Origin of the sequence: Singulisphaera sp. GP187, from assembly GCF_900129635.1 — a bacterium.
Lineage (GTDB): Bacteria > Planctomycetota > Planctomycetia > Isosphaerales > Isosphaeraceae > Singulisphaera.
Window position 1 is genome coordinate 2,711,049 of the sequence record NZ_FSRB01000002.1, and the last position, 14,395, is coordinate 2,725,443.

The 14,395-nt window shown below is 64.4% G+C and carries 9 protein-coding genes; 3 read left to right on the forward strand and 6 right to left on the reverse strand.

Annotated elements, in window-relative coordinates; translation table 11 throughout:
• Nucleotides 1-2: 2 nt before the first annotated feature.
• The 3 genes from BUS42_RS34845 to BUS42_RS44505 form a co-directional block, all read right to left on the reverse strand.
• Nucleotides 3-5,066 (reverse strand): hypothetical protein, encoded by a 5,064-nt coding sequence (locus tag BUS42_RS34845; RefSeq protein ID WP_074314837.1) that lies wholly within the window; start codon nucleotides 5,064-5,066, stop codon nucleotides 3-5.
• On the reverse strand, nucleotides 5,063-5,995 hold the full coding sequence (locus BUS42_RS34850) for a DUF4132 domain-containing protein (protein WP_216821113.1): 933 nt from the start codon (nucleotides 5,993-5,995) through the stop codon (nucleotides 5,063-5,065). The genes BUS42_RS34845 and BUS42_RS34850 overlap by 4 nt, the downstream gene beginning before the upstream one ends.
• Before the next feature lie 729 nt (nucleotides 5,996-6,724).
• Nucleotides 6,725-6,925: a hypothetical protein gene (locus tag BUS42_RS44505; RefSeq protein WP_216821114.1), complete on the reverse strand. Its 201-nt coding sequence runs from the start codon at nucleotides 6,923-6,925 to the stop codon at nucleotides 6,725-6,727.
• A 171-nt stretch (nucleotides 6,926-7,096) separates the two neighbouring features.
• On the opposite strand from BUS42_RS44505, the gene BUS42_RS34860 reads away from it, so the two are divergent.
• Nucleotides 7,097-8,161 (forward strand): formylglycine-generating enzyme family protein, encoded by a 1,065-nt coding sequence (locus tag BUS42_RS34860; protein WP_074314844.1) that lies wholly within the window; start codon nucleotides 7,097-7,099, stop codon nucleotides 8,159-8,161.
• A gap of 108 nt (nucleotides 8,162-8,269) precedes the next feature.
• On the opposite strand, the gene BUS42_RS34865 is transcribed toward BUS42_RS34860, so the two are convergent.
• Nucleotides 8,270-9,490: a cobalamin-dependent protein gene (locus BUS42_RS34865; protein ID WP_074314846.1), complete on the reverse strand. Its 1,221-nt coding sequence runs from the start codon at nucleotides 9,488-9,490 to the stop codon at nucleotides 8,270-8,272.
• Nucleotides 9,491-9,518: 28 nt separating this feature from the next.
• Nucleotides 9,519-11,174: an acyl-CoA mutase large subunit family protein gene (locus tag BUS42_RS34870; protein WP_074314849.1), complete on the reverse strand. Its 1,656-nt coding sequence runs from the start codon at nucleotides 11,172-11,174 to the stop codon at nucleotides 9,519-9,521.
• 1,228 nt (nucleotides 11,175-12,402) lie between these two features.
• On the opposite strand from BUS42_RS34870, the gene BUS42_RS34875 reads away from it, so the two are divergent.
• Both BUS42_RS34875 and BUS42_RS34880 read left to right on the forward strand, forming a co-directional pair.
• Nucleotides 12,403-12,711, forward strand: coding sequence for a hypothetical protein (locus tag BUS42_RS34875; RefSeq protein WP_074314851.1), 309 nt, complete (start codon nucleotides 12,403-12,405; stop codon nucleotides 12,709-12,711).
• Nucleotides 12,712-12,999: 288 nt separating this feature from the next.
• The gene (locus BUS42_RS34880; RefSeq protein WP_074314853.1) at nucleotides 13,000-13,275 is read left to right on the forward strand and encodes a hypothetical protein; all 276 of its coding nucleotides are present in this window, start codon (nucleotides 13,000-13,002) and stop codon (nucleotides 13,273-13,275) included.
• Nucleotides 13,276-13,500: 225 nt separating this feature from the next.
• Here BUS42_RS34880 and BUS42_RS34885 read toward each other — a convergent pair whose 3' ends face one another.
• On the reverse strand, nucleotides 13,501-14,367 hold the full coding sequence (locus tag BUS42_RS34885) for an ABC transporter substrate-binding protein (RefSeq protein WP_074314855.1): 867 nt from the start codon (nucleotides 14,365-14,367) through the stop codon (nucleotides 13,501-13,503).
• Nucleotides 14,368-14,395 lie beyond the last annotated feature (28 nt).

Below are 14,395 nucleotides of genomic sequence, written 5' to 3' on the forward strand. Positions count from 1 at the left end.
GGTTATTTCGACTTCGCCTTCCGTTTCACTTCCTCATAACGCGGCTCGTCGCCAGCGACGACGCGTTGCCAGGCCGCGGCGAACAGGTCCTCGAACGGCCTGAGCACTAACGGACCGCCGCCGGGACAAAGCTCGGGCAGGTCCATGTCGAGTTCCACAAGATGGGCGAGCTTCCAGCGTTCGATCGGCAGCCAAGGGGCCTTGAGCTCGACCCATTCGCCCGGGAGGAAGTGCGAGCGGCCGGCGCGGGCGCGCGAGGCTTCCAGGACCAGCTTGCGGCCGACGAGCTCCACCGCCGCTTTCTTGAACCGCCCGGCAGTCCAGCCGTTCCAGGCACAGACCTTCGCCGTGGTGGGATCGGGCAGGGTGAGCAACTGGGCGTAGAGCCCGGCCGCATCCTCGCCAAGCTTGTGCTTCTCCTGGATCCCCTGCACGACGTCCAGGGCCGTGTGACTCGGGTTCTGGGGCCATTGGCCCTGCGGGACGGCCTTGGCAAGGATCGCCTTGGCGAGTTTTTGGAACCCGGGGCTCTTGATGACGACGCGGGTCGGAAGCGTATCGTGGGGCACCTCGTAGCCTTCTCCGATTTTGATGGCAACGAGGCCGAGGAGGCGGGCCAGGTCGCCACCATCCTTAAGCTTGGCGGGTCGAAATGCAAGGAGAGCCTGATTCTGACCCTCGAGCGTCGCCGCGACGATCAGGCCGTCGTCGACGCCAACGGTCCCGGCTTTCGCGTCGGCCTTGGTCTTACCGACGTGCTTGTTGAGCCACTCGACCGGATTCAACGGCTTCTTGCTGCCGTCGTCGTAGAGGTGGATCTCGCGCAACTGGAGCAGCGTGCCCGGATGGTCGAGCAGCTTGGTCACCTGCTTGATCAGGGCCGGCATCTCGGCGCGCGACGGATGTCCCGCGGGGGTTTCCGCGAGGACCAGGGCGACCAACTGAACGAGGGACCGGAGAAAATCCCCTTCGACGAGTGGCTCCTTCTTCGGGGTGACCAGTTCCAGACTTGGGGAGTTCCGGTCCTTCGCGACGCCGATCCGGATCTCCCGCGGCTGGAGCAACGGATGCTTGGTCGGATCGGCGGCGACGGCAAGGAGCTCTCCATGTTCGACCCGTTGCCAGCGCGACGATCGGCCCAGCGTCGAGAGCCGTGCCTGCAGCGCCGCGTCGAGCTGCAAGCGTTTGGGCATCTTGGCGCGCCAGGCGGCTTCGAGGAGGCGCAGCACCGGTCCGCGATCGTCCGCGAACGGGGCCGCACACCCCTCGGCCACAACGGTTTCGCAGAGGTGCTCGAGAAGCGACGGATCGAGATTGCGCAAGGCCTGCCGACCGACGTTGGCGTCCGCGGCCTTCCAGCCCAGCTCGGTGCGCAATGCGGCGGGCAAGAAGTTGTGCTCATAGCTGTCGATGTTCAAGCCGCCCATCCAGACCAGGCCGATCTCCGCGGGAGCAACGGCGAGAGACTCGGCGGCCTCGTCCAGCTCCTGTTTCGAGGGCAGAGGTGGCTTGGTGCAAGACTCGGCCGCCGCGATGAACGCTGCAGACTCGGCGGGGTCGTGCTTCGCCTTGATCTTGCGGACTTTCTTGATCTGGTATCCGGGTGGCGTGCCGGGCGTCTTGGCCGTGGAATAACGGAGGAATTGATAGGGGAACTGATCCTGATGGTACGTCTCGTTCTCGACGACGATGAACCGATCCTCACCATTCTTGACGGCAAAGGACGTGCCGCCCTCGATCTCGACGTCGTATCCGCCCCAACTCCGCTTCTTGGCCCCCTCGGGGTATCCCTCCAGGATGTCGAATTGCCCGGGCAACGCGGCGATCCCCAGGTCATGCCACAGCTTCAGGAACTCGAGCCAGGGTGTTTCGCCCCCGTCCTTCTGGGACAACTTCGCCGCCAGGGTGCGCCAGTAGGTCTGCCAGCAACGCACTGGCAGCTTCTCGAGCATGGAGAACCAGTGGTATTTCGTCCTCGGGAGATGGCCGGGCTCGGAATCGCCTTTGAGGAACTCGGCCGCGGCTTGCAGGTGCTCACTGACGGACGTCGACCCGTCAGCACCGTACGTGCGGTATGCCGGCAGTCCCCAATGAGCGGCGGCGAGATCACTCTTGCGATTCAAGACGATCGCCGCACTCGTCGTTTCCTTGGTCGCGTCGGCGCTCGCTTTGTCCCTGAGGGCAGCGAATGCCGCGGCCCGCTGCTCGGCCTGTTCGATCGTGCGTGCGACTCCGATCACCAGACGCTCTGGGGCCGTGGGCAGCACTTGCTTGACGGCCGGGAGGAGGCTTGTCAGCGGATTCTCGGGCGGTTCCTTGCCGCCGCCGGCGCGGGGAGCCTTCTTGCGCGCTCGATCCTCGGACGCCGCGTTGAACAGAGTCGCGCAATCGTCCCGGCTGATCCCCCGCAACTGACGCGACGAGGCTTCATCGCGCACTTTCAGCAAGTGCCAGAAGAGGAGTGGCAGGACGGTCACCTGGCCATGCGCGTAGGCAGAGTCGAAGTTCTCCAAGGTGGCGACGACCACCGAGCCGCTCGGATCCCAGAGCCAGTAATTGTCCCCGCGACCGCCGGTGGTCGTCACTGGGAGGTACTCCTTCGTCGCCGGCTGACGCAGCAGGGCCACCGGGACCGCGTACGAGCCGTCTTGCTTCCGCAAGGGCCTGTCCCAACGACGGCCATCGATCCCGATCCCGAAGTAGCTGCCGTCACGGCGCTTGACGGCCTTCCAGCCGAGCATGCCGTCTTTCATGCCTAAAGGCGAATGCTCGGCGCCTGCCGGTGCCTGCATCAGCTCCGATGCACCCGGTTCGAGAGTGCCGCCTTCGGTCTCCTCGAACCAGGGCGGGATACTCTCGCGGACCTGCTTCCCGGTTCGCGGGTCCACTTCACCGATCTTCCAGCGGTAGTCACGGGCCACTTGATCGTACTCGTGACTCATCCGCCAGAACCGTGTCCCGTCGTGGACATACGTCTGTGTCTGAGGCAATAGCTTATCGCCGGGGCGGACGGCTTGCTGGCCCAGGAAGATGGTGCCATCCTCCAATGGGGTGGCCATCCGGTCGGCCGCGTGGAAGTGGTAGTAGAAATGGGAGGTGGCTTCATACTTCTGCGCCGGATTGCTGACCCAGAAGAAAAGGCCCTGATGCTTCTCGTCCCGATAGGCCACCGCCAGATCGTCGCCGATTGCGATGATGGTGCCGAGTTCGCACTTCTTCGGCAGGCGCAGTTCATGCTCCTTGACCGTACCGTCGCCGCTGATGGCATAAGCACGCACCTTGTCGGACACGACGATGCTCGGAAATGTTAAATGGAGATTTGAGCCAGAATAATCCCTCTGGGTCTTGATGTTGTGTTCAGCGACGACCTCCTCGAAGCTGAGGAGGCCGTATTCATCGAAGACGCCGGCTCGAAGTGTCCGTTGCAGCATGACCACGGGTTCGACGCCCCGGAGCCGTTCCGCAATATCCGGGAATAGCCGTAGCGTATCCGGCCAGAGAGTCGACTCGAGTCGCGCTTGCGCCATCTCGAAGCTGGCGAGTCCACTCTCCTCCAGGAAGGCGATAATTCTCGATGCGTGCCGGTGCCACAGCCCCTTGATCCCCGGGCGATCGCCCGCGGCCAGGGGGAACGCCCGCTGCTCGAGGCTGGATTGCCGATAACCACGCTCCATCGCACCGCCGCGACAGGTCAGTGCCTGATCCAGCGCCTGGGATATTGCGGACTGGAAGCGTTCGTCCTTGGCGGACTCGATGATGTCCTGGTTACGGAACGGATGGTCGGCGATCGCGGACAGCCAACCCGAGAACGTCACCGACGATTCCTGTGACGGATCCGCGACCTTGATCCCCAGGACGAGGCACGCTTCCAACACGTCGATGTCGATGTCCGTGGAGCGATATCGCTGGGCGATCGACAGCGCCAGCGGCACTCCCTCTTCCCGCAGTCGCGGCGCGAGCTTTCCGAGCATTAGCAAGGTGCGAGTCGGCGCCGGGACTTCATCGCGCACGACCCGGCCGAACCATTCTGCGATCGGTTCTCCCAGGGGTGGTGCTCCCCGATGCTCGTCTTCCCAGAGGTACTCGAAGACGCCCCACTCTTCGAGCAGTTCGAACCAAGGGCCGAGCTTACTTTCGCCGTAGAATCGTGGCTCGGGCCTGGTATGTCGCAAGAGTGCCACGGCGAAGGCCGGACTACGGGCCACGATCCGCTTGCAGTGGGCGCCGCACGTCTTCCAGAACTGGTGCGGCGGCCGGCCCATCGCGGGCGAGTCGATCACCTCCTCCAGCCACTTCTCGAGTTCTGCGTCGCCCTCAAGTCCTGCCGCTTTCGCCAGCTTGATGAAGTCTTTGGGCATCGTCGCCCAGGGCGCCATGCCGCCTCGCGTCCGGCGAGTGCATAAGTCGCGGAAGATCGCGAACGCGTCTTGCGGCGAATAGTGGCTCTGCAAATCGTTGCCGTATTCGGACAGCGCGTTGCCCGAGAGGCAACCCGAGAGCACGAACTCCAGGACGACATCGCGACGGCGTGCGCGGTCGGCCTGAAGCGCATGGACCCGCTCGGCTTCCAACGATTTAGTGAGCGCCCGACCGGCGTAGGTCGGATTGCCGAGATCCTTGAACGCCCGGCCCGCCTCCTCCCAGAATGGTGGCAAGAAGTGGGCCGCGGAGCGACCGAGGTCTTTGGCCATCTCCGTGTAGGCATCCCAGGCGTGGCCCGGCTTCGACCGGGCCTGGCGGGCCGCGGCCTTCATGCGCTTGACCAGCTCCAGCGCAAAGTGGGCGTTGCCCGGGTCGTTGATCAGGGCCCAGGCGGCGAAGCCCAGGCTGCGGCGTTGCTGCACCGCGATCGACTTCGAGACCACCGGCGGCTCGAAACCGAGGAATTCCATCGCCAGGTCTTCCGCCGCGCCCAGGCGATCCGAGGCCAGGCGAATCACCGGCCGCTCTCCCAGCGCCGGATGATGATAAGTCCGCGCGACGACCTGTTCGGTCGCGTCCGCGTCCACCCTCGTCTTGGAAAGGAGCAATCCGCCGGCATCAAGCTGGATCGTGGCCGTGCTCATGCGTCACCTCCGACCACTTCCTTCTCGACCTTGCGCTTTGCATAGATCCGCGAGGCCATCCGCACACCCTCGCTGAACGTCACGCGGCCCACCTCGGCGATCCGCAACGGCTTCTGGTCGCCCCCCACGAAGATCAGCTCTCCCGTGTACGTCTCCGACTCGGGGGAGTCGTCGCCGATCCAGTAACGAGCTTCCAGGGGAGTGGCGTCCTCCCAGATCTTGCTGCAGGCATAGCCGCCGCGCACCGGATAGCCGAGCTGACGGCAGGTCGAGCTCGCGAAGTTCAATTGCTCGAATCGGCCGCCGTTGAAATCCATGACTCGGGACAGATCGGCTTGCTCCTTGGTGGCTGCGAACGTCGGGCGGAAGAGTTGTTCGATCGCCTGGGAGAATCCCAGATCCGCGGCGATCTCGCGCAGCTCGACCAGGCCGTCAATCAGGATGGGATGGGGGATCAGGAGCTGCGCGTCCGCGATCCACTGCGTCTCGCCGTCCCGATCGACCACGCCGATTCCCTTTTTCGCGTCAATGTCGCGCAGGAGCCCCGTCCGCGTCGCGTCGCCCCTGCCCTGGGCATCGGCGGGCGTGACGACAAGGTTGCGGAGCATGTCGCTCCAGTCCGGATCGGGCCAGACCGCGCGCACGACATCGCAAGGCACCGGGAGCGACCGCAACATCCACAACTCGACGCGGCGCAGACACTCCGTCCGGTGGTCGGCCAGCCAATCGCAGAGCGCCTGAAGCTGATCGGCCAATTCGGACTCTTTGAGCTCCTTCGGGACCGAGGCCAGCTTATTGCCCGCGGGATTGCGGCACACCAACTTGCCGGCCTTGATCCCGAGGGCATAGTTCTTGCCCACGTCGATCCAGGGCATTTCCTCGGTTCCGGATCCGCCTGGCTGTTTCGCTGGTGGGGCGCCCATGGTCATGACTGACTCCATGTGATGCTTCACAAGTCTTGAAAAGGCACACGACTTCGAGGCGAGTGGTGCACCGATGAACCAGGTTTCCTTGACCGGGAGGGAGGTTTGGCTGATCGACTACCCTCCGGAGGCCCGATTGCACGGGCGATTCTATCAGGAGTCACCGACCCAGGCATTGAGTTTTTGCGATTGCGGTGGATTCGAGTCCGCGCCCCCCAATTCTACACTCGAGTGGGAACCTCGGCCCTTGACGGTCCCTCCTCTGGATCCGCAAAATTCAGTTATTAAAAACACTACAGCGACACATTACAATTATAATTCTTTATCTATCAGACAAGCATCTGTTCACAGACTGAGGGTGGCAACAGCATCGCGAGTTCGAGGCCAGGGCCGCGCCCCTCGTCTGCGGCAGAATGGCTGGCCTGCGAGGCGAAATCACCCAACTTGAGACGACGAGATGAATCGGGAAGAATCCGCAATCATCGCGGCGCCACCAAAGTCGATGGCTGCCGCGGCCGATCCGACCGAGGCAGCCTCGCTTGAAGTGGACTGTCGCTTCGAGAGCGCCCGGGTTAGCGACTCAAAGCACCAGCGATTAATCTCTGATTCATCGTTCACGCGAGGCGCACGAAGGAATACATCCGGTCCGTTCGGCCCCCCGTTGTCTCCGCATTGAACGCTCATTTTCTTGACCAAGACCCGGGACACGCCCAGGTAGAACGGCTTGGTGGCGAACTAGGGATCGTCGTCCAGCCGGCTCATCCGCGCGCTCCTCCCGGAAGAGTTCATCGCGCTGTTCCGAGTCGGCTGCCGCGCCGCCTTCCGTCGCGACTCATCGAGTTGATGCTCCAGCACGAACTCAGGGTGGCTCGCCGCCCAACGGTCCGGCAGGAACGCCTCCAGGTCGGTCTCGCACGGGCTCAGTCGCAGGAGCACCTCACGAACATAGGCCCACAGCTCCAGGCGATGACGCTTCGCTCCCGCCAGGATCGTGAACAGTGCCGCCGCACGAGGGCCTGCTGGAACTCCTCGGTCAGATCAGGTTAAATTAACATGGCGACGGATATTCCCATGCTTCCGATCGGACCTTGAACGAGAGTGCGGCCCGTGCAACGTCCACTCGAAAAACGCCGGTTTGGTCTGCGTCCCCTCTACCAATGCGGGCTGGCCGGGGTCTTGCTCTTCCTGGCAGTCAGCATGGTCCGTAGCTATTTCCGCCCCCCCGCCCCTCCGCCATTCACGCCGAGCAAGCCGACTCCACCGGTGCGGACGATCGCCGTCCAGATCACCGAAGGCCAGCCCATGACCATCAACCCGACCGAGTTGTCGCGTGCCGGCGAAGAGCGATCCGACAACGTGCTGGGGATGCGTCTCTGCTGGTGTCCTTCGGGGAGGTTCTTCATGGGAGGTGGGCCGAAGGGGCCTTCCGGGAGATACCTGGGCGGCGAACCATTCCCCGTGGTCATCGGTCGCGGGTTCTGGATCGGGAAGTTCGAAGTGACACAGGATGAGTGGCAGCAGGTCATGGGCAAGACGCTCCCGCAGCAGCGAGCCATGGACCCGCGGCAGCCCCGCCCCCTGGGCGACAACAGCCGTCGCGACCACGCCGGGATGGGTCAAGATCATCCCATCTACTTCACGAGCTATCGCGAGGCGGAGGAGTTCTGTTACCGGCTCAGCGAGATCGAACGGGACGCGGGCCGGCTCGAGCCCGGTTGGGTCTACCGGCTGCCGACCGAGGCGGAATGGGAGTTCGCCTGCCGCGCCGGGACGACGACCGCCACGGCGTTCGGCGACGAGCTCGGGAGCGCCCGGGCGAATTTCGACGGGACCGCCCCCCTCAACCACGCGCCTGCCGGCCCTTTCCTCCGCATGACGAAGCCCGTCGGCAGCTATCCCGCGAACGCGTGGGGCATCCACGACATGCACGGCAACGTCTGGGAGTGGTGCCGCAAGATCGATCGACCGGGGCTCGCCCGCAGACCCTTGGCTGCCATCAAGAAGTCGACCCCGGAGCAGTCAATCCGCGGCGGTTGCTGGTATGAACCGGGCCACCAGTGCCTGTCGACGACGCGCCTTCCGTTGCAGGTCAACGGCCGCGGCTCGGGCCTGGGCTTCCGCGTGGCGCTGGTCTCCACTGAGCTCTGGAAAGAGGCGGATCATTCGCGGTGACTTGGCGAGCGGCCGTCGAGCACGTCCGGCCGTCGCGGGGAATTCGCCGGCCGGAAGGCATCCTCCATGCTCCGCGAACGCCTGCGCGAACTCCGCGGAGCGCGCCCTTCACGGCGCCACGACACGCGGCCGACCTGGGCACTCGTCGACGGCCGCCCAAAGTGCTTCCACCCCCGTCTCCCTGGCCGAGCTGACGCGCACGACCGGGACCGACCGACAGCCGGGCATGTTGAGTCGCTCGCGGAGCTGCGACTCGACGCGCTCCGCGCCCGAGAGATCGGCCTTGTGGACCACCACGATGTCGGCGATTTCGAGCAGGCCGGCCTTCTCCCATTGCAGTTCGTCGCCGGTCTCCGGTTGGACCAGGACAATGACGACATCGGCCACATCACGGACAGCCGTGTCCCCTTGCCCGGCACCGACTGTCTCCACGATGACAGTGTCGAATCCGAAGCGGCCGAACAGCCCGATCATGAGTTCAACGTTCGGCGCGACCCCCGAACGACCGCCCGGCGTGGCCAAGCTTCGGATGAACACCGCATCGTCGGCTGGCCGATTCGGCATCCGGATGCGATCGCCGAGCAGCGCTCCGCCGGTGAGCGGACTCTGCGGATCGCACGCCAGGACCGCGACCGACCGCTGCGACCGCCGGATCACCTCGATAAGCTTCCCAATCAGCGTGCTCTTTCCTACGCCGCCGCTGCCCGTGACGGCAATCACCTGCGGCTGACCGCGCGCTCGGTCCGCGGCCTCGCCTTCTTTCTCCCCGCTCCCCGTCGCGAAGCAGGGCTGGGGGTGATCGCTCGCGGTGGGCCCCGCAAACCCGCCGCGGTTCGTCTGCGCGCCTTCCCCTCGCGCCGCCTGCGTGAGCAATCGGCTCAACGCCCGCCGATCGCACCACAGGGATCGCGCGAGGAGTTGTTCATGGCCTCCCGCGTCCTGCTCGCGGAGGAATGCTGCGATCTCGTGGATCACGGTGCCCGGACCAAACACCCGCCCCACGCCAAGCTGAAGCAGTTTCGGCACATCCGCTTCCGGAATGATCCCACCCACCAGCAGGCCGACGTCCCCCAGCCCGGCCTGCCCCATCATCGTCAACACACGCGGCACCAGCGTCATGTGCGCCCCGCTCAGGAGGCTCAAGCCTAACCAAGCCGCATCCTCATCAACCACCGCGCGCACGACCGCTTCGGGCGACTGCCAGAGCCCCGCGTAGATCACATGAAACCCCTCATCGCGCAGCCCTCGCGCCACGACTTTGATGCCGCGATCGTGGCCATCGAGGCCGACCTTGGCGAGGACGATACGCGCCGGCGTCGTCATGCCCATTGATGATTCCCCGCTCCCCGGAGGGCCCTCACGCGCCCTTCGGTTCGTACCGACCGAAAACGTCCGCCAAGGCGTCCATCATCTCTCCGACGCTGGCGCGGGCATGGGCGGCCTGGAGTAAGGGCCCGACCAGGTTTTGGCCCATGGCGGCCGCGCGACGAACTTCGTCCAGACATCGCCGCAGTTCGCCGGCTTCGACCCGGCCCCGAGTCGCTCGCAGCGTGGCGATCTGGTCGCTCTCCACCCGGTTGTCCACGGTGAGGGTCTCCATGGGCTTCTCTTCCGCCTCGACGAACGCATTCAGGCCCACGATCAGCTTCCGTTTCGCGTCCACCTCCCGTTGATAAGCGAACGCGGCATCGGCAATCTCGCGGCGGAAGAAGCCGGCTTCGATGGCGGAGATCATGCCGCCGACGGATGCGATGCGGTCAAAGTAACCCCGGGCGTCGTGTTGCATCGTGCGCGTGAGGGCTTCGACAAGGTCGCTGCCCCCGAGCGGGTCCGCGGTATGGGTGACCCCGGTTTCGTAGGCCAGGACCTGCTGGGTTCGCAAGGCCAGCGTGACGGCGTGTTCCGACGGCAGGGCCAGCGTCTCGTCCATGCTGTTGGTGTGTAACGACTGGCAGCCGCCGAGCACTGCGGCGAGCGCCTGGTACGCGACGCGGACCAGGTTCAGTTCCGGCTGTTGCGCCTGGAGCGAGCAGCCGGCGGTCTGGGCGTGGAACCGGAGTTTCCAGGACGCCTCGTCGGTCGCGCCGTAGCGATGGCGCATCGCCTCGGCCCAGAGCCCGCGGGCGGCGCGGTACTTGGCCACCTCCTCGAACAGGTCATTGTGCGCGTTGAAGAAGAACGACAGCCGCGGGGCGAAGGCGTCCACGGCCAGGCCGCGGGCCAGGCATTGCTCGACGTAGTGGTACCCGTCGGCCAGCGTGAAGGCCAACTCCTGGGCGGCGGTCGAACCCGCTTCCCGGATGTGGTAGCCGGAGATCGACACCGGGTTCCACTGCGGCACGTGCCCGGAACAGAACTCGATCACGTCGCACACCAACCGCACGCTCGGCTCCGGCGGGAACACGAACTCGTTCTGGGCATGGAACTCCTTGAGGATGTCATTCTGGATCGTCCCGCGGAGCTTTCGGGAGTCGAAGCCTCGTTCCTGAGCGGCGGCCAGGTAGAACGCCATGAGGACGATCGCCGGCGCGTTGATCGTCATCGACACCGAGGTCGATTCCAGGTCGATGCCGTCGAAGAGCACCATCATGTCGTCAAGCGTGTCCACCGCGACGCCGAGCCGACCGACTTCACCCGCCGCGCGCGGGTGGTCGCTATCGAGGCCCATGAGCGTGGGCAGGTCGAACGCGGTCGAGAGCCCGGTCTGCCCCTTTCCCAGGAGGAACTTGAACCGCTCGTTCGTCTGTCGGGCCGTACCAAACCCGGCGAACTGCCGCATCGTCCAGAGTCGCCCGCGGTACATGCTTGCGTGGATGCCGCGCGTGAACGGGTACTGGCCGGGAGATCGGTCGTCAGACGCGCCGCCGCGGCCGTTCCGATCGTTCGGAGGATCCCGTGGTTCGATCGGCCGACTACTCACCGTCGGGGGCGGCAGCTCGCGGCCCGGCGACTTGGCCGGCCCTTCTGCCCGGCGTTCCGACTCCGCGCGATCGGTCCTCAGCGACCGGCTCATGCTCGAATCCTTCCCCAGGGGATTGATTCAGCCGCAATCCCCCGAAAATGGTGAACCGCGCGGGTTTGGTCTCCCTGGCGCGCTCATCCGCAATATCGATCACGCCTTATGGCATAATACCACCGAGGGGAGCCGGCCCGACACGGCAGGAAGAAAAAAACTAACCCAGAGACGCGCGATTGCGAAATTGCAGCGCCTCACCGGGGCGTGGACAGCGAGGCGGGCCGGTCGCGTCGCCTTCCAATGGCTGCCGGCCGGTCCTGGCCGCGGAGCAATCGGCGGCCAGGCACGTATACTGGGCATAGCCGGGGTTCTAGGTCGTTCCTTGGAGACGGGAGCGTTGCAGTCGTTTCTCCTAAACCTCCCAAGGCATCCCTTTGAAGTGCCTGGCCATGACTCCCTGGAAAAACCGCCGTTTCCGTGATTGTGAAAACATAAGGAGGCGAAGCTGCAATCAAGCTGACATGGTGGGAAACGGTTCATCAGTAAAGGAAAACCGCTACAGCATACTGGAGGAAACTCCGGGAAACCTGGTGTCTGAGACGCAATTCTGTTAGTCGCGGAGAGCTCCGTGGGAATCCAGGCTAGTGAGTGAAGCGAGGGGCTTCGATGGAAGCCAGAGCATTTTGCACGCGAAGGCGGATTGAAGGTCACCCCCCCTCTTACTTTTCGACTCGCCTCGCGCTCCTCTATCCTGAGTAGCATTGCGTGCCGGTTCGGGCTTGGGACGGGGAACCACCTCAGCCTGAAGTTGACGCTGGACCACGCCTTCCGAATTCGCCTTCTCTCCACTAGCCAGTTTTGCGAGCGTACTGATTAAGGGCAGCTGACTAAGTATGATCCCGAGCCCAGCGAGCAAGCCTTTCTCAGAGATTACCCCGCTTCGAGACGCTTCCATGATGGCCACGCCGAGGACTATCAGCAAAGACATGACCGCTGCAATGGCGAAGGTATAAAAAGGGACAGTGTGTCCTACAAGCCCTAGGCCTGCAAAAACCACGACTAGACCTGAACCAAGCGTACTTGGTTGGGGATTTTGGCCGATTTTGCAGAAAAGCTCGAAAGCCTCCTTGTTTTCAGGGATAATGAAGTTGTCGAGACATCATAATTCCTGAGCGCAAAAGAGGCTTTCGAGTGACTCCTACTGTCCACACAGAAGTCCCAGCAACGCAAGCAGAGAATTCGCCGACGTCTCAAGAAGCGGGCGATCCCCGAGCTGGATCGACCGATGATGACGGCCACCAACATTCACTATGAACTGTCCGATCGTGTCTCGGGACTGGCTCCCGGCGGCATTGGAGCCATCCATCTGCTCGCGCACAGGACCGGCTTGATCCGCGACATCGACGCCCGGCTCCATCTCCTCAAAGTCCATCTCCCCTATCACGAATCCGACCATGTCCTGAACATCGCCTACAACATCCTCGCGGGCGGAAAACGGATCGAGCACCTCGAACTACGACGCAACGACGAGGTCTACCTCAATAGAGGCTCAGTAGCCATGTACTTCAGTAGGGAGACCTGGGGGGTTCAGTGAAGATGGATTGCCTCGATAAAGGCCGTGCTGTGAGGAAGGCCCCGGCATCTTCCTCCGAAATCTGAGGACGCGCCTCGTGCGGCGGGGCTTGCGGAGCGGGGACGAAGCGGTGGTGACAGCCGCCAGCGAGCGGGGCGGGAACTCGAAGAGGCCGTCGGCACGGCGTGCAGAGCGATCGACGGGGTCAGCAGGCGGCCGCACGGATCGCCGGGCGCGGCGGGGGCGACCGGAGCGAGGCCATCGGCGCGACGGCAAGGGACGGCTACGGAAACGGCCCAGGCGGGGGCGGTGAAGATCATCGAGGGTCGCTCGCCAGCGCGAGCCGTCCAGGCCCAGGTGGGCAAAGATCGACACGGCGTCGGCCGGCAGACTCGCCTTGCCATTGCGTTCGAGTCGACCCGCGGCGTCGACGAGTCGCAGGCAGCACGAGAGCGTGAAGCCGTGCACCAGGCCCACACGCCCAGGCTAGGCCTCGCGCCGGTCGTTCACCAGGGCGAGCCAGAGCCCCTCCTCCTGTCCGGGGTCGTCGGTCCGGGTCGACAAGTCGTCGCGGAGCGTCGATGAGGCACCATGAACTTGGACGTGGTCGAGCCGCTCGCGGAGCGAGGTGGATTCCGAAGGCCATTGCCACGCTCTTCAATGGGACAGTCTGGGAGATTTAGGCTGAGCTTCGGGCTAGCTCGCACTGTCGATGGGTTACCTAAGACCCCTAACTTGCTCAGCTTGGGTGCCTGGCCACTGTTGCCCGGCCACTGTTGCCCGAGGAGTGTTGGGTCGTCGCGGCAGCGGTCACAGGGCGGGCTGGTACATCTGGTCAACGGATGCCGCGGCGACGCCGAGTTCGGTGGTGACCGCGTCGACCGCTTGCTGGGCGACGTTGAGGTCTACCCGACCGTCGGAGGTGAAGTATGGGCCGATGTAACGCTCGTAGTATCGCTGAACTTCATCACGGGTCAGCCGGCCGAGGAACGAGGCGATGTAGTCGACGGCCAACTGGGGTTGTTCGGCGATCGTGAGAAGGGCTCGCTGGTTGGCCCGCACCAGCGCCTGCAGCGCGGGGTTGTCGAGCGGGATACGAGTGGGATCCACGGCGATTCCCACCGTGGGGATCTGGAAGTGGTCGCCGACCCAGGAGAGGACTGAAAAGCCCTCCTCGCCGGCGACCTGTTCGGGCGCTAATGTGCTGCCCACGTAGGCCGCATCGATCGAACCGTCGCGAAGGTGCCGCAGATCCATCTGGTAGTCACCCGGGGCTCGTACGACGCACTGCAGGTCGCGATCGGGGTCGAGACCGTGCTTGCGCAGCACGATCCGCGCGAAACAGCCGGGTGCGGTGTGGGGTGGGTGGATCGCCAGTCGGCGTCCGCGAAGATCATCCATGGATTTCACCTCGCCACGCCCGAGGAACCAGAACAGCGGACGATGGGTGTTGACGGCCAGCACATTCCATTGGATGCCCTCGGTCAGCCGCGACAACAAGACTCGGCCCAAACCGATGGTTGCGCCACCGCGCAGGCGCTCGGTCTTCCACCTGATTCCGTCGCGGACGGCGACGTGGACACCCTCATCCTCGAAATACCCCTCCTGATCGGCCACGTACGCGATCAGTTCTTCGTGGATACCACGCCCGACGTAGGTCAGATCAATCGTGTGCATTGGCATAGCCTTTCTCCCACTCTCGGAC